Annotated in this window: 14 protein-coding genes and 1 pseudogene; 11 read left to right on the top strand and 4 right to left on the bottom strand. The window is 44.5% G+C overall.

Going from position 1 to position 16,991, the window contains the following annotated elements; translation table 11 throughout:
- The first annotated feature begins 631 nt into the window (after positions 1-631).
- The 7 genes from V7K45_RS16050 (at position 632) to V7K45_RS16020 (ending at position 11,306) form a co-directional block, all read left to right on the top strand.
- Positions 632-925 (top strand): type II toxin-antitoxin system Phd/YefM family antitoxin, encoded by a 294-nt coding sequence (locus V7K45_RS16050; RefSeq protein ID WP_335005048.1) that lies wholly within the window; start codon positions 632-634, stop codon positions 923-925.
- Positions 912-1,193 carry a type II toxin-antitoxin system RelE family toxin gene (locus tag V7K45_RS16045; RefSeq protein WP_335005046.1) on the top strand — a complete coding sequence of 94 codons (282 nt, stop codon included), beginning with the start codon at positions 912-914 and terminating at the stop codon, positions 1,191-1,193. The genes V7K45_RS16050 and V7K45_RS16045 overlap by 14 nt, the downstream gene beginning before the upstream one ends.
- A 60-nt stretch (positions 1,194-1,253) precedes the next feature.
- Positions 1,254-2,522 (top strand): exodeoxyribonuclease VII large subunit, encoded by a 1,269-nt coding sequence (gene xseA, locus V7K45_RS16040; protein WP_335005044.1) that lies wholly within the window; start codon positions 1,254-1,256, stop codon positions 2,520-2,522.
- Positions 2,515-2,742 (top strand): exodeoxyribonuclease VII small subunit, encoded by a 228-nt coding sequence (xseB, locus tag V7K45_RS16035; RefSeq protein ID WP_335005042.1) that lies wholly within the window; start codon positions 2,515-2,517, stop codon positions 2,740-2,742. The genes xseA and xseB overlap by 8 nt, the downstream gene beginning before the upstream one ends.
- 251 nt (positions 2,743-2,993) lie before the next feature.
- Complete coding sequence (locus V7K45_RS16030; RefSeq protein ID WP_335005040.1) at positions 2,994-5,252, top strand: ATP-binding protein; 2,259 nt, start codon at positions 2,994-2,996, stop codon at positions 5,250-5,252.
- A complete protein-coding gene (locus V7K45_RS16025; protein WP_335005038.1) occupies positions 5,249-5,716 on the top strand; it encodes a response regulator in 468 nt (155 codons plus the stop codon). Before V7K45_RS16030 ends, V7K45_RS16025 begins: the two co-directional genes overlap by 4 nt.
- Before the next feature lie 1,471 nt (positions 5,717-7,187).
- Entirely contained in the window at positions 7,188-11,306 is a 4,119-nt protein-coding gene (locus V7K45_RS16020) for a PAS domain-containing protein (protein WP_335005036.1), read from the top strand.
- A gap of 31 nt (positions 11,307-11,337) precedes the next feature.
- Here the strand turns inward: V7K45_RS16020 and V7K45_RS16015 are convergent, their stop codons facing one another.
- Both V7K45_RS16015 and V7K45_RS16010 read right to left on the bottom strand, forming a co-directional pair.
- Positions 11,338-12,348, bottom strand: a complete 1,011-nt coding sequence (locus tag V7K45_RS16015; RefSeq protein ID WP_335005033.1) for a chemotaxis protein CheB — start codon at positions 12,346-12,348, stop codon at positions 11,338-11,340.
- Positions 12,349-12,541: 193 nt separating this feature from the next.
- Positions 12,542-12,718 (bottom strand): annotated as a pseudogene (locus tag V7K45_RS16010) (Uma2 family endonuclease); the annotation flags it as partial.
- Positions 12,719-12,867: 149 nt separating this feature from the next.
- Between V7K45_RS16010 and V7K45_RS16005 the strand changes: the two are divergent.
- The 4 genes from V7K45_RS16005 to bioF all read left to right on the top strand — a co-directional run bounded on the left by V7K45_RS16005 (position 12,868) and on the right by bioF (position 16,210).
- Entirely contained in the window at positions 12,868-13,377 is a 510-nt protein-coding gene (locus tag V7K45_RS16005) for a YfbM family protein (RefSeq protein WP_335005031.1), read from the top strand.
- A 139-nt stretch (positions 13,378-13,516) separates the two neighbouring features.
- Positions 13,517-14,275 (top strand): sucrose-phosphate phosphatase, encoded by a 759-nt coding sequence (locus V7K45_RS16000; RefSeq protein ID WP_335005029.1) that lies wholly within the window; start codon positions 13,517-13,519, stop codon positions 14,273-14,275.
- Positions 14,275-14,907, top strand: a complete 633-nt coding sequence (ruvA, locus tag V7K45_RS15995; protein ID WP_334696851.1) for a Holliday junction branch migration protein RuvA — start codon at positions 14,275-14,277, stop codon at positions 14,905-14,907. The genes V7K45_RS16000 and ruvA overlap by 1 nt, the downstream gene beginning before the upstream one ends.
- A gap of 133 nt (positions 14,908-15,040) precedes the next feature.
- Complete coding sequence (gene bioF, locus V7K45_RS15990; protein WP_335005026.1) at positions 15,041-16,210, top strand: 8-amino-7-oxononanoate synthase; 1,170 nt, start codon at positions 15,041-15,043, stop codon at positions 16,208-16,210.
- Here bioF and V7K45_RS15985 read toward each other — a convergent pair.
- Positions 16,194-16,499 carry a hypothetical protein gene (locus V7K45_RS15985; RefSeq protein WP_335005024.1) on the bottom strand — a complete coding sequence of 102 codons (306 nt, stop codon included), beginning with the start codon at positions 16,497-16,499 and terminating at the stop codon, positions 16,194-16,196. The genes bioF and V7K45_RS15985 overlap by 17 nt on opposite strands.
- A gap of 6 nt (positions 16,500-16,505) precedes the next feature.
- A complete protein-coding gene (locus V7K45_RS15980; RefSeq protein ID WP_335005022.1) occupies positions 16,506-16,985 on the bottom strand; it encodes a response regulator in 480 nt (159 codons plus the stop codon).
- Positions 16,986-16,991 lie beyond the last annotated feature (6 nt).

The raw sequence follows: 16,991 nt of genomic DNA, 5'->3' as shown, positions 1-16,991 counted from the left end.
TGCGATTTCAATCTTAAAAGGGCGGCTCATGGTTATTTTAATTTATCAAGTTTGTTTTCTCTATTATATGCAGCTTCATATAAAATTGGTATAAACTGCTTTGACTCTACTTTCTTAGTTTCTCACAATAATACTTGGTTTATTTCCGCCGTCCTGTACTAGTATGCTGGCACTAACTGTATAGACTGATCAAAAAGTTTAGTTACAGCATTTACGGCTGTTATGAGGTACAGTAGCAGCAACTAGCAAACCAGTTTCTTAAATGTTGAGGATTTATTAAGTCGAGTGCAACTGAGATTAGTTTATCAACCATTTCTGTTGTAGTTGGAGTGAAACTACGTAAAAAAGATTTAAGTTGTGACCACCATAATTATGAAATATTGAAAATGCTTCCAGAAATCCCTGAGCCTATTTTATTAAACCAGATTTTTGCCAAGCTTACTTATGCAAGGACGTATTCATCCCGTTTCTACAGGCGTTGAACCCTCGTAATTTGGCAAAGGTATTGTAACAAAATAGTAAGTTCTGCTAATTGCTGAATTCTTCTCTACTCTATTTACATAAACAAGCTGGCAAGTTCTGTGAAGCCAGAATTGAGATGAGAAGATTTATCTGCTAAGATATAGTCAAAATGTCTAAAATAGTCAAAATTTTTATGCAGACCTACACTCTCACAGATGCCCGCAACAAACACGGTGAGGTTTTTGATAAGGCTGCTACTGAGCCAGTTCTACTAACTAAGCAATCACGGCCTAGCCATGTGATTATTTCAGCCGAGAGCTACCAAAAATTAATTAATCGGCTGGAAGAATTAGAGGATATGGTTTTCGGTCAAGCTGCTGAAGTTGCTCTGAGTCAGTCCAACATGATTGGTACAGAGGCTTTTACATCTGCATTAAAGCATTTAGCTAATGGCGAAGCTTGATGGTCTAGCAACTGTTCTTGATTTTCTGAACGGTTTACAGCCTAAAATAGCAGCCCAGATTGCAAAAAAGGTTTTAGCTTTGAATGTTGAGCCTTTACCTGCTGATAGCGAGCAGCTATCTGGCTATCAGGGTTTATATCGAGTTGATAGTGGTGAATATCAAATTATTTACAGGTATTTTCCCGATCGCGATTTAATAGAAGTGATTTTAGTCGGTAAGCGCAATGATGATGATGTCTACAAAAGATTGAAGCGTTTAGTCGGTTAAGCTTTGGTTTTCATTAAAATGCTAGAATCTCTCCAGCACAAATGCTTTCAGGCATCTTTGATGACTCTCGACCTTCCCGACTCTCTGATTCTCGATACAGCGCTTTCAGTTTCTGGATTAACTGACTATATCCGCTTGCTGTTAGAGCAAGATGAACAATTACGGCAAGTTTGGGTAACTGGCGAAGTTTCTAGCGCTAACAACCATCGCAGTGGGTTGTTTTTCACGCTGCAAGATCCCGATCGCACCGCCGGAATTAAGTGTGTAGTATGGAATAGCCAATTGCCAAAACTCGCCCAAATGCCTGTTCCTGGCGAACAGATAATCATTTTGGGCAGCATTCGCGTCTATCCGCAACGGGGAGAGTATCAGTTATCAGTTTGGCAAACTCTACCTGCTGGTGTTGGTTTACAGGCGTTACGCTATCAACAACTCAAAAATCGCTTGCTGGCTGAAGGGTTATTCGACGCGCAAAGAAAGCGAGCGCTCCCCACTCATCCCCAAACGATCGCTGTCGTCACTTCACCAACGGCTGCTGCTTGGGGCGATATTCAAAAGACTCTCAAGCAAAGGTATCCAGGTTTACACGTTTTGTTTTCTCCCGCGACCGTACAAGGTGAGCAAGCACCAGAATCTATCGTCAAAGCAATTGAGCGCGTGGAAAGAGATGGTCGCGCCGAAGTGCTAATTTTATCGCGGGGTGGTGGCGCGGTGGAAGAGTTGGCTTGCTTTAATGATGAACGAGTGGTGCGATCGCTGGCTAGTTGTTCCATTCCTGTAATTACTGGAATCGGCCATCAACGAGATGAATCTTTAGCAGATTTAGTCGCAGATGTATGTGTGCATACACCGACTGCGGCAGCAGAAATGGTTGTACCAGCGCTTTCAGAGTTGTATACTGAGCATCGGCAGCGAGTTGTCGCTTTACATGAGGCGGTACATGACTTTAGGGAAAATGCTGAAAATAAACTGCAAGTATTACGGAACCGTTTGCGACGTTTGCGGTTAGATCGGCAAGTGCAGCAGGAAGTGGAAAAGCTTGCTTGGAAGCGTCAGCATTTGGTGCAAATTACGACGGGGCGATCGCAGCAAGCAACGCAGCATTTAGAATTATTGCGGCAAAAGTTGGCTAGTCTTGACCCGAAAGCGGTGTTACAGCGTGGTTATGCGGTGGTGAGAAGGGAAGATGGGGCGATCGCTCGTTCGGCGGCGGAGTTGACTGTGGGGCAAGATTTAGTGATTGAGTTGGGGCAAGGTGGCGTTAAAGTGAAGGTTATGGAAGTAAACGAACCGCCAAGACGCAGAGGACACAGAGAGGTTAATGGTTAAACGTAAGAGTGCTTCTAGTTCTGAGGAAGGTTGGAATTATGAGGCGAAGGTTGCTGAGATAGAAGGAATTATTACTCGCATTGAGGCGGGTGAGTTGGAATTGGAAGCTGTGTTTGACCAATTTGCAACTGCTGTGGAGTATTTACGTCAGTGCGAAAGTTTTTTGCAACAGCGACAACAGCAAGTAGATTTGTTGATTGAAACATTAAGCCAAGAGTAGATGCCGGAGACTCTAGTTTGAGTCTAGGCTAGTAGTTGTGAATACAGGGGTTTGCTTTTTAAGTGAGGTGCAAAATGCAGGACTCAAAATCTCAGAGATAACGCAATACAGTTCAGAATCAGCAACAAAACACTTGTAGAGACGGCGATTTATCGCGTCTAAATCTAATCCCCGTCACAAAATTTAATTACGAATTACGAATTACGAATTATTTAAGCCAAAGTTCTAATGAGGAGTTGGATAAACAGAGAATGACTGATGAGATCATTGATTTGACAAACTGCGATCGCGAACCAATCCACATTCCCAGTTTGATCCAGCCTCACGGGATTTTACTGGTTTTGCAAGATCCCACGCTGGAAATCCTTCAGGTGAGCAGTAACAGCCAGGAAGTCGTTGGCCGTCAACCTGATGAATTGCTGGGCAAGCCTATATCAGATTTACTCGATGTCAAGCAGATTAAACTAATTCAACAATGTCTGGCAGAGGATTTTGAGAGTGTTAATCCCCTCAATTTGTCTATCAAACATCAAAATAAATCAATTCATTTTGATGGCATTGTCCATCATTTAGATAATATTATTATTCTAGAATTAGAGCCGAAAAAAGCGAAGGATAAAACAGGCTTTTTTGACTTTTATCAACAGGTAAGAGGAACCATTAGCCGCATTCAGAAAGCACCAACGTTGCTAGCAATGTGCCAGATTGTGGTGACAGAAGTTCGACGAATCACTGGCTTCGATCGCATCATGGTCTATCGATTCGATCGCGAAGGAGCAGGCAGTGTCATCGCTGAAGATACCAATCAGGAAACGCCCTATTTGGATTTACACTATCCGCCCTCTGACATTCCCAAGCAAGCCCGACACCTATACACCTTGAACTGGCTGCGGCTAATTCCAAATGCTAGCTACCAGCCTGCCACCTTAATTCCAACAAACAATCCTTTAACAAATCAACCGTTGGATCTCAGTTTATCAGTGTTGCGGAGTGTTTCCCCATTACATCTAGAGTACCTGGAAAATATGGGCGTGACCGCCTCTATGTCTATTTCTCTGATGCACGAGCAAAAGCTTTGGGGATTGATTGCCTGTCACCATTCGTCACCCAAATATATTTCTTACAATATCCGCACCATCTGCGAGTTCATTGGACAGGTGATGTCTGTGGAACTGGCAAATAAAGAAGCAAGTGAAGATGTTGATTACAAAAGTCAATTAAAGTCATTACAAACTCAATTTGTCGAAGGGTTGTCTCAGGCTGAGTATTTCTTGGATGGCATAGTGCAAATGAAATCTCAATTACTCAATCTGGTCAGCGCCACGGGAGCGATGATATGTAGTGGCGACCAGTATATTCAAGTGGGTAAAACGCCATCTGAGTCAGAGGTTAACGCCTTACTTGATTGGATTAAACCTCAACTGCATCATAACTTGTTTGAGACGCGATCGCTTACGAAAAATTACCCTGCTGCTGAGTCATTTAAAGCGATCGCTAGTGGCGTGTTAGCTCTGGAAATTTCTAAAGTTCACCACAATTATATTCTTTGGTTTCGTCCAGAGGTAATTCAAACGGTGAATTGGGGCGGCAACCCCAACAAACCTGTGGAAGTTTTCTCAGATGGCAGTTTAAGAATGTCTCCTCGCAAATCCTTTGAATTATGGCAAGAAACGGTGCAAGGAGCTGCCCTTCCCTGGAAACCCTGTGAAATTGAGGTAGTTACTGAACTGCGAAGCCTGATTGTGGGTGTTGTGTTACGGCAGGCAGACAAATTGGCATCGATGAATTTTGAATTACAACGGAGTAACGAAGAACTTGATTCTTTTGCCTACGTTGCTTCCCATGACCTCAAAGAACCGCTGCGGGGCATTCACAACTACGCTAACTTCTTAATGGAAGACTATGCAGATGTACTAGATAACGATGGAATTGCCAAACTGCAAACCTTGGTGCGGCTGACGCAGCGAATGGAAGACCTGATCAATTCCCTCCTCCATTTCTCGCGGTTGGGACGCGCCGAACTGATCCGACAATCAGTGAATCTGCATGAGTTAGTACCCCAGGTAATCGCCACCTTGACCATTTCCCGACCGCAGAGCGAAATCGAGTTTCGCATTCCTCAACCCCTAAAGAGCGTTCAAGGCGATCGCGCTCAGATTAATGAACTGTTCAGCAACCTGATTAGCAACGCTATTAAGTACAATGATAAACCTAAGAAATGGGTCGAAATAGGTTTTATTGAGGGAAATGGGGAAAACAAAGTTGTTTCTACTTCTGTAACTTTCTACGTTCGTGATAACGGTATTGGCATCCCCCAAGAACATCTCGACAAAATCTTTCAAATCTTCCGCCGCTTACATGGACGGGATGACTTCGGCGGTGGGACTGGCGTAGGGTTAACCATTGCTCGCAAAATTGTGGAACGTCATGGTGGTAGAATTTGGGTAGAATCTACACCCACCGAAGGTAGTACCTTTTACTTTACCCTGTCCGCGGAGGCAAATACATGACCCAAATTTCAGCCTCCTCGATCCCGGAAAAGCCACTACTTTTAATTGTCGAGGATAGCAATGAAGACTTTGAGGCACTGCAAAGATTTCTAGGGCGCTCTACCATTGCGATCGCTATTCAGAGGTGTGTGAATGGAGAACAAGCCTTGGCGTTTCTTTATCGCACTGGTAGCTATGTGGAGCGCGAAAGTGCGCTCCGGCCCGGTTTGATTGTGCTTGACTTAAACCTACCCGGAACCGATGGACGAGAAGTGTTACGCCGGATTAAACAGGATGACAACTTGAAAATGATTCCGGTGGTGGTGTTTACTACCTCTAATAATCCCAAAGATATTGAAGTATGTTATCAATATGGTGTCAACAGCTACATCGTTAAACCAATCAATTTTGCTCAACTGAAACGAGATATTCAGATGCTTGTGGAATATTGGTTTGAAGTGACGACATTGCCTGATTATTCATGAGTTAGAGATCGCGCATTGTCTTAATTGTTGATGATTGCCAGAAGATTGAGAACTCCATCTGCGGTATTTACTGCGTGACCAGGAGTATTCGCATACCATTTTAGCTCGACTTTATCCACGATTAAGAACTCGGTTTTCTGTATCCGGCAAAAACCCTAGCTTTTTAGCAAATAGTTTTTCCACATCACAGATTATCGATGAAGTTAAAAAAGTAAAACTACTGTCCCATAAAGGTTGCAGTTTAAGCGTTCGTGCAACGACTCCGCAAGAGTATCGCCTTGCGAAAAAAAATGGATAAATTCGAGCTAACATGAAATCTGCTAAAACATCCATAATAAAATAAACAGTTTGTAGTGGGGATTGAAGCTCCCAAAACTAGGGTTAAAGTCCTGACTGCAAACTTTAATTTATTTATTTCTAGATACTTATATCTTATATAGGACTCCTATTTGATTTTTGAACAAGACTCAGTACGGATCTATCCCTTCTTTCCTATTTCCTGTTTCCTGTTCCCTGCGCACGCAAGTAAATTCAGGAATCAAACCGGATTCCTATATATATTACTTATTGATTATATTTGTAATTGTGATAATGGCGATCGCATTCAGTTTATATATGTCCTGCAATTGATCTAATGTTATGCCGAGTAAAAAATTTATTATTCAGACTGCAAAGTTTAGGGAACTGAGAGAAAGAGGGTTTTAAGATTTTTACATAGATGCAGTCCGACAATAATAACTAAAGGACTTCCAAGAAATAAATTATCCAAATAAACGTAGACGCATACTCCTACGGAGAAGCAAGCTACGCAAAGCGTCTGTCTGCGACACGCTGCGCGAAGGTAGAGAAGCGGCTTGCCGCAGGCCACCACTCCAGACACAGAGAACACAGAGAGAGGAGAAATAGAGAGGATTTTTTTCGTCAGTTTTGGGAGATTTTTTTATTTGGAAGTACCTAATGAATCAGATATAGCAACCGAATTGAAACGCGAGAATATTAGAAGATTCAAAGTCACTAATTATAAGCTTTACAGCGATTTTATCTGTCTCACATGATTCAAGATTGCTATTACGATCTTCATAAAAAATTTGTATTATTGAATGAATATTTATAGATTATTCTCTGGCAAAAGTGATATAAATTTTATAAGTAAGTTAAGAATAAAATTATACATTCAGATTATCCAATAAGTTAACGCAAAGCAGATGTAAAAAGCGAAGCAATAAATAGACTTCTTGCATAAGTCGGGAAAAGGGGAAGGGGGAAGGGGAAAAAGTTCTGTATTGTCCCCTTCCCCTTTAACCAAAACCTTTTCCCCCTCTTGCAAAAAGCACAAATGCCAAGAGGTTTAATCTATCAAATATGCTAAAATCCTGGCATCATGAGGGTTTTAGCATTTCTTTAAAAATGTCAATTTTCTATGCCAACCTGCGAAATGTGGGTTAACATCTACTTGATTAATTAATTCAGAATGTCTCAGCAACAGCGCACTCTCTTAATTGTCGATGATTCCCCAGAAGATCGAGAACTCTATCGGCGGTACTTGCTGCGCGATCGCGAATCTTCTTACACTATCCTAGAAGCAACGCTGGGACAACTTGGGCTAGAACTTTGGCAGCAACATCAGCCCGATGTAGTGTTGCTTGATTATCGACTGCCCGACATGGACGGACTGGAATTTCTGGCACAATTGCAACCCTCGACCCAACAGCCTTGCCTACCCGTGATTGTTGTCACCGGGCAGGGCAATGAGGCGATTGCAGTTAAGGCGATCAAAGCGGGCGCACAAGATTATCTTGTCAAAGAGCAAATTACCCCAGAAGGGCTGCAAATAGCTGTAAATGGGGCAATTGAAACAGTGCAGCTACGCACCCAACTACAACAGCGGATTGAACGAGAGCGTGTAGTCTCGCATATTACCCAAAAAATTCACCAATCGCTAAATCTGGATGAAATTCTTCAAACAACCGTAACCGAAGTGCGAGAATTTCTGCACACCGATCGGGTCTTGGTTTTTAAGTTAAAACCTGACGGGAATGGCACAGTAATATCAGAATCAGTTGGGGCACAGTGGCAATCGCTGCTCTCCTGCACTATGTACGATCCCTGCCTCGCGGAGAACTACCTTGCATGGAATCGACCAAGAATAAGCTACGATCCCGCCTTTGTTGAGAATTATATCCAACGCTATCGTCAGGGTTACGTAACGGCAATATTTGACATTCAGGATAGCAGTATCGATCCCTGCCACGTTGAATTGTTGGCTCAGTTTCAAGTAAAAGCTAATCTGGTGGTGCCAATTATTTCCGATGACCACTTTTGGGGGTTGCTAATTGCTCATAACTGTGCAACTCCTCGAAGGTGGCAACCCTTAGAGATCGACTTGCTCAAAGAACTGGCGATTCAAGTTGGCATTGCAATTCGGCAGGCGGAACTCTATCAGCAGGCGCAGAATGAGCTGACCGATCGCAGACGAGTAGAAGCAGAATTACGGGAGAGCGAAGAATGGCTGCGATTGGCACTTTCAGCTTCTCGGATGGGAACATGGAACTGGAATATCCAAACGGGAAAAATTTCCTGGTCGGATAACCTGGAAGCCTTGTTTGGACTGGAACCAGGAGAATTTGACGGTTCATTCGAGATGTTTGCCGCGCGAGTCCACCCTAAAGATCGCGATCGCGTCCTGGCATCTGTTGAGCTTGCTGTCGCCACCGGAGAAGACTATGACATTGAATTTCGGGTACTATATCCCAACGGTAAAATTCGCTGGGCACTAAGCCAGGGTAAGGTGCTATACGACCAACACGGGCAACCAATTCAGATGGCTGGTATCGATCTAGATATCACCGAACGCAAACAGTCAGCCGAAACTCTGCGCGAAAGTGAGGAACGTTTTCGGCAGCTTGCAGAAAATATTGATGCGGTGTTCTGGATCAAAGAAGTGTCGGAAAATCGAGTCAGCTATGTTAGTCCTGCATATAAACGACTGTGGGGATTGAACCCGCAAGAATTGTATCAAGGACAACAAGCATGGATCGATCGCATCCATCCAGAGGATCGAGAATCGACAGACAGAGCGTTTCATGAAAAAGCTATCGCCGGGAAATTTGATGAGGAATATCGGATTATTTTACCCAATGGGAATATTCGCTGGGTTCACGATCGCTGCTTTCCCCTGCGAGATGAAACAGGAGAGATTTATCGGTTTGCCGGGATTGCCGAAGACATCAGCGATCGCAAACAGGTAGAGCAAGCCCTGCGAGACGGTGAAGAACGCTTCCGCACCTCAGTTGAAAATATGCTGGACTGCTTTGGGGTATACCGTGCTGTACGGAATGAGCAGGGACAGATTGTCGATTTTGTGACTGAATATGTCAATGATGCGGCTTGTTTCAACAATCAAATGACTTACGAGCAGCAGATTGGACGGGGATTGTGTGAATTACTACCAGGGCATCGTGAAAGTGGATTGTTTGATGAATACTGCCAGGTAGTAGAAACAGGACAGCCGCTCATTAAAGACAGCCTAGTTTATGAGGATGATTACGGAAAACAACGCTTAGTCAGAGCCTTTGATATCCGCGTGGCTAAATGTGGAGATGGATTTGTTGCCACTTGGCGAGATATCACCACTCGCCAACAAACCGAAGAAGCCCTGCGCCAGAGTGAAGAATTTAAAAACCGCATTTTAGACAGCAGTTCTGATTGCATCAAGGTATTAAGCCTCGACGGGCGGCTGCTGTACATGAACACAGGTGGACTGTGTTTGATGGAAATTGATGACTTAAATTCCTATCTGAATACTGAATGGCTCTGTTTTTGGGAAGGCAGTTCTCAGCAACAGGCACAGGAGGCACTTGCTGCCACTAAAACAGGCAAAGTCAGCATTTTTCGCGGATACTGCCCAACTGCAAAAGGCACTCCGAAATGGTGGGAAGTGGTCGTTAGCCCGATCTTGGATGGCTCTGGGCAGCTGGAACGAATCTTACTGATTTCACGAGACATCACCGATCGCAAAAAGATAGAACTCCTGTTGCAGGAGAGCGAAGCCCGGTTGAAATTGGCGTACAAAGCTACGCAATCGGGATTATGGGACTGGGACATTATCCGCAACAGAGCTCATGTATCTGAAGAGTACATTAATCTGTTTGGGCTTGACCCAAGCACAAAGGAAATCACCTATGAACTGTGGTTAAGCTGCCTGCACCCAGACGATCGCACCTCAGCCAATGAAGCGGTGACTCACACTATCCACCAACAGCAAGAACACTATGAAGATAATTTCCGCATTATACATCCTGATGGTATTCGCTGGTTAGCGGCTAGAGGTCAAGTTTTCTATGATGCTGCGGGCAATGCAATACGGATGGTAGGCAACGTCCAGGATATCACCGCTCGCAAACAAGCTGAAATCGAACGCGATCGCTTATTTCAACTAGAACAAGCAGCCAGAGCCGAAGCCGAACGCGCTAATCGGATCAAAGATGAGTTTCTGGCCATTCTCTCCCATGAATTGCGATCGCCTCTCAACCCGATTCTCGGCTGGACAAAACTGCTGCAAACCCGCAAATTTAGTGAAAAGAAAACGGCTGAAGCTTTAGCCACCATCGAACGCAACGCTAAACTGCAAACTCAACTGATTGATGACTTGCTAGATGTAGCCAAGATTCTGCGGGGCAAACTCAGCATCGATGCGGCTCCTGTGAATTTGGCCTTTGTAATTGAATCTGCGCTCGACACAGTAAATACCGCAGCCCTTTCCAAATCAATTGTGTTGCATTCAGTACTGCCGAATATTGGGCAAGTCTCTGGAGATTCCAACCGCCTTCAACAGATCGTTTGGAATTTACTTTCCAACGCGATCAAGTTTACCCCCAAAGGCGGACGGGTAGAAACCCGACTAGAGCGAGTTGACGATTGGGTACAGATTATCGTCAGTGACACTGGTAAAGGCATTAACCCAGATTTTCTCCCGTATATTTTTGAGTCATTCCGTCAAGAAGATGTCTCAATTACTCGCAAGTATGGCGGGTTGGGATTGGGGTTAGCGATCGTCCGGCAGTTAGTTGAGGCGCACGGCGGCACGATCGCGGCTGATAGTCCAGGTGAAGGGTTGGGAGCTACCTTTACAGTCCAGTTGCCACTGTTGAATGTGGAACCGGCAATCAAGCAAACAGATCAGTTGCCACAACCAGCATTCGAACTCACGGGGATTAAAGTCCTCACAGTTGATGATGACCCCGATGCCCGTGAGCTATTAACAGTATTGCTTACTGAATATGGAGCAAAAGTCTTAACTGTTGCCTCTGCGACAGAAGTATTGGCAAACCTAGAGTCCTTCCAACCCGATGTCTTAGTCAGTGATATTGGGATGCCCGAAGTCGATGGCTATTCTCTGATTCAACAGATTCGCGCTTTAACTCCCGAAAAAGGGGGAAAGATTCCCGCGATCGCTTTGACTGCTTATGCCAGAGTTGAGGATTCCCAACTAGTGATAAGCAGTGGCTATCAACTGCACGTTACCAAGCCCCTCGATCCAGAAGAGTTAGTTCAAGCTGTGGTGGCACTTGCACGCAATGAACTAAACTAATCCCATTCCTCAAAATGATTCGGTTTAACCTTCAATCAACGCCTGTGTTTGGATCGACTTTCAAAAGTACTTCTCGAATAATGGCGGAGCGCTCCCAGGCAGAGTGCGCCTCCTCTTTGAATCTTTGTGCCGCCACGGTTTGATTGCGAGCCTCCATCCTTGCAGCCAGACGATGTGATAAAGAAGCTTTCTCTTCTAATGCCCTCAAAGCGATCCATAGTGCATCCTCCACCTTATCAGACTGCGTGGCCAGCAAAGTTTCTGCTGAATAAGCATGACCCGTGCGGCACCGGAAGCGCAATAAATTTCCCTCTTCGATTTCCCAGAGGATACCGCCGCAGTCAGGACAGCCAAAGGTTGATGGTTTACCAGGTCGTTCGCCTTCGTTTTCTACTGCTTCCAAATTCAATTGCGCTATTTCAGTTTCAAACTTTATCTTGCTAGGTACCGGGTTTTCTGGTTCTACTTCCATTGGCGTATTAACTAAAGCTACCAAAGTAGAAGGAATATCTGAAAGTGGCAAGATATGGTCAATATCCTCTACATTCTCGATCGCATTACGTGGCATAGCAGCATACAAAGCATCGTCGGGATTTTGGACAATTGCCACGCCGCGCCGCATTTTTACAGCCATTAGTCCCGCCGTGCCGTCGTCAAGCACACCTGTTAGTAGCACAGCAATCACTCGTTGCCCATAGGCTCGTGCTGCACTGCGAAACAATGGATCGATCGCGGGACGACAACGGTTTTCTTTTGCCCCCCGCGTCAAACGCAAATATCCTCGTTCTACCAGTAAGTGGTAGTTAGGCAAAGCAACATAAATCCAACCACGAACAATAGCTTCGCCGTCCTGAGCGTGAGACACTGGCAAGTTACTAGCGCGACTTAATATTTTTGGCAGAACACTTGTGCCGTGACTGGATACATGAAGAACTATAATTACAGCAGCATTGAGATCGGGCGGCAAATGCTTGACTAGATAAGTCAGCGCCTCAACTCCACCGGCTGATGTTCCAACGACAATAATATTGTGTTCAAGCATTAATGTAACAATTTCACTAGCATAGCAGCGTAGTCAACAAAAGCACCTTTACTGCTAGTCTTGAGACTAACGCAGCCAAAAAATCTGCTCACCTAGCTTTGAGATGATTTATTCTTAATTTAACGAATAAGACTTTAGACGAATGGCACGAAATACAATTTTGCGTTTTTAAAAGGTTTTAAATACTTATCTAACGCAAAGGCGATCCCACGTAAACGAATCCTTCAATCAATTCGGCTTTTTTAAGGTTGGGCATGGCATTATAGCGACGCTCAAACTCTGGACGAATGAGGCGATCGCCACTCTCAAGAGGCGGAATGTCGGAGGGAGAATCAGTTGGAGTCGAATGTTGTGAAGAGGTGTTGACCACGAGCGCAGGCAGTAGATGTGGTTGAATTGATTGTATCGTAGTGCCGTGAAGGGGGTGAGTTAGTTTACTCGATGTGAATGAGCCACTGAACTCAGAAATCGCAAGGATATAATAAACACTAGCCTAATCTTGTAATAATTAATATGGGAATGATAGGACACTATAGACGTATCCCACCCAATCGACTTACTGAATTACAAAATAATCCAGAGTCTATTGTTACTTTTTTATTCCCTGGTGACGAGGTGGACGAGGTATCTGAATCAGATGGGCGCTATCTCAATATTGACAAGGCATGGCATGGTCTCCATTTTTTACTTACTGGATCGGCACTCCCAAACGATTCACCCTTAACAAATGTTGTTATGGGCGGTACTCCACTAGGCGATCCAGAAAACCCAGATTTTGATTTTGGCCCAGCCCGCTTCCTCTCACCTCAAGAAGTACAAGAAGTAGCGAAAGAATTAAGCGAGATTTCCAAGATTGATCTGGAAGCCCGCTTCGATCCTTCAGTACTTTTGAAAGCAGATGTTTATCCACATATATGGCAAGAAGGGAAGGAAGCACTAGAGTACATAACCGATTACTATATCTACGTGGTAGAGTTCTTTCAAGAAGCAGCTAAGTGTGGTGATGTAGTGTTGTTATACATATCCTGAGCTTTACATAGAATACAGTTCAGTTAAGCGTTGATCTTTGAATTTAGTGTCTGATACAATACTTTGTTTTTAACAAAGAAATCTCTTGCAAAAGTCTCTTCACGCGGTAGAATAACGAAATTTTGCAAGAGTTCTAATCATGAAACCATTTCTGTTTGTAACCGACTTAGATGACACCCTCGTATACCGGACTGTGGGCGATGACAGCGCTTTACCAGAACTAAATCAACTGCTGAGTCAACATCGCCAAGAATACGGCACTAAAATCGTTTATTCTACGGGGCGATCGCCTGTACTTTACAAAGAACTCCAAGCTCAAAAAAATCTTTTGCAACCAGATGCCCTTGTTCTTTCCGTGGGTACAGAAATTTACCTTGATGGTACTGATACTCCAGACTCAGGTTGGTCAGAAATCCTCTCTCCGGGATGGGAACGGGAAACTGTATTATCTATTACCAAAAAATATCCTGAGTTAGTTCGGCAACCAGATTCCGAACAGCGTCCCTTCAAAGTGAGTTGTTTTCTAGAACAAGAAGTATCTGCGAATGTTCTACCACAACTTGAAGCAGAGTTGCAGAAATCTAAATTAAATGTAAAGTTAATCTACAGTAGCGGGATTGACCTTGACATTGTACCCCATAGCAGCGATAAAGGTCAGGCAATGCAGTTTTTACGCCAGAAGTGGAAATTTGCAGCAGAACAAACAGTTGTCTGTGGTGATTCAGGTAATGATATTGCTTTATTTGCTGTAGGCAACGAACGGGGAATCATTGTGGGGAATGCCCGAAAAGAGTTACTCCAATGGCACAATGAGTATCCCGCAGACTACCGCTACCTGGCAAAAGGTTTTTGTGCAGGTGGAATTATTGAAGGCTTACATTATTTTGGTCTCTTGTAATGATTAGTTATTTAAAAGGTATAGTCGCTGGTATCCAAACAATTGGCGCTAATCGCGTGATTTTGACTCTGGAAGTGAATGGCTTGGGGTATGATTTGCAAGTTCCCCAACGGCTAGCCAATCAGTTACCAGATTCGGGAGGAGTAACGCAAATTTTTACCCATTTGCAAATTCGGGAAGAAGTGCCCTTTCTCTATGGCTTTGCTTCCCCAGCCGAACGCGATTTATTTCGCCACTTGCTGACTGTCACAGGGATTGGTGCAGCCTTAGCGATCGCCCTCTTAGACACTCTGGAACTACCAGATTTAGTCCAAGCAATTATCGCCGGCAATACACAAATCCTCATTCAGGCTCCCGGTGTTGGTAAAAAAATCGCTGAACGCATCTGTTTGGAACTGAAAAGCAAATTAGTCGAGTGGCGCAAATCAGCCGGGTTCTTCGTCGCCACAGGCGGGCCAGCACCGGGAATTCTCGAAGAAGTGCAAATGACCCTCTTCGCCTTGGGATATACTGCCCACGAGGTCAGTCACGCCCTCCACGTGGTCAGCGAAGACATCGGACTACCCAAAGATGCTTATGTTGAAGATTGGATTAAACAAGCGATCGCTCATCTCAGTAGCGAACAAGTTTAATTGTCATTAGTCCTTAGTCATTTGTTATTAGTCCTTAGTCATTAGTTATTTCTTATTCTCCTCTGCCCCTCTGCCCCCCTGCCACCCTGCTCCCCTGCTCCCCTGCCCCCCTGCCCCCCTGCCCCCTGCCCCAATGACCGACCCTTATGCCTGGCTAGAACAGTCCTTAGCAACAATTCATCGGGCGGACTGGTATCGCTCAGTACAACCGATCGATGGTCGTCCGGGTGCAACGGTGGTTTTAGCTGGGCAAGAGGTAATTAATTTTGCCAGCAATGACTATTTGGGTTTGGCTGGAGATGAGCGGTTGATGGCAGCTGCAACGGCTGCGATCGCGGAATTTGGGACTGGTAGTACTGGTTCGAGATTACTCAGTGGGCATCGAGAATTACACAGGGAGTTAGAAGAGGCGATCGCATCTACCAAACAAACAGAAGATGCCTTGGTATTTAGTTCCGGGTATCTAGCAAATTTGGGTGCAATTACCGCCCTTGTTGGCAAACGCGATCTAATATTTTCTGACCAGTACAATCATTCCAGTCTGAAAAATGGAGCGATTCTTAGCGGTGCAGCAGTTGTAGAATATCCACACTGTGATCTCGCAGTATTGAAAACTCAGTTGAGTCAACAGCGACAAAACTACCGACGCTGTTTGATTCTTACTGATACCGTCTTCAGCATGGATGGCGATTTGTGTCCGTTGCCTGCACTGTTGGATCTTGCTGATGAATTTAACTGTATGCTGCTAGTCGATGAAGCTCATGCCACTGGGGTACTAGGAAAAACTGGCGCTGGATGTGTCGAATATTTCGGCTGTACGGGAAAGCAATTAATTCAAATTGGCACTTTGAGTAAAGCTTTAGGTAGTTTAGGCGGGTATGTAGCAGGAAGTAGTGCCCTAATTGATTTTTTGCGGAACCGCGCACCCAGTTGGATTTATACCACTGGGCTTTCGCCTGCTGATACAGCTGCGGCCTTAGCAGCAATCAAGATAGTGCAACAAGAACCGCAACACCGTGCCCAATTGTGGGGGAATATACATTACTTGAAAACTTTGCTGCAACAGTTACCTAACCTGAAATTGCTGCCTTCTGAATCACCTATATTATGTTTTCAATTGCCTAATGCTACAGATGCACTTAAAGCTGGAAAACAGCTAAGAGATGCTGGCATTTTTGCCCCAGCAATTCGTCCCCCCACAGTGCCCACAAGTCGAATCAGAATATCCGTGATGGCAACTCATGAAGTAGCGCATATTGAAAAATTGGTAGCAGTACTAAAAGAGTTTAGCTTACAACAGTAGGGTATTGGGCATAATGAACGGAGTTCCGAGGTGGATTCATCCAGTTCAGAGGTGGATGAACGGAGTTCAAAGGTGGATTCATCCAGTTCAGAGGTGGATAAACGGAGTTCAAAGGTGGATTCATCCAGTTCAAAGGTGGATGAACGGAGTTCAGAGGTGGATTCATCCAGTTCAGAGGTGGATGAACGGAGTTCAGAGGTGGATTCATCCAGTTCAAAGGTGGATGAACGGAGTTCAGAGGTGGATGAACGGAGTTCAAAGGTGGATGAACGGAGTTCCCAATCTCCAATCCCTTTTACAAAACTGGTAATTGATTAAACAAGATCCAATAAAAACCAAGCTGTTGGACTGCTTGGTTAAATTCTTCAAAATCGACAGGTTTGACGATGTAGCTATTCACCCCAAGCTGGTAACTCTCGATCATATCCCGGTTTTCAGCAGAAGAGGTCAGCACCACAACCGGAATCATTTGTGTGCGTGGATCGGATTTGAGTTGCCGTAAAACTTCTAATCCACTTATCCTTGGCAGTTTCAAATCTAGCAAAATAACTTTGGGTTGATTCATTATGTTACGGTGGGCGTACTCTCCCCGACAAAAGAGAAAATCTAGAGCTTCGGCTCCATCTTGAAGTAGTTGAATATTGTTGCCAATTCTACCGCGACGCAATGCTCGGATAGTTAGCTCGGCATCAGTAGAATTATCTTCAACTAACACAATGGAAATTGGTTGCTCTAAAGATGGGTCATTAGGCCGATCGATGGGTTGGTCACTCATGGGTTA

Source organism: Nostoc sp., from assembly GCF_036917375.1.
Taxonomy (GTDB): domain Bacteria; phylum Cyanobacteriota; class Cyanobacteriia; order Cyanobacteriales; family Nostocaceae; genus Nostoc.
This window is presented reverse-complemented; position numbering and strand designations above follow the sequence as displayed.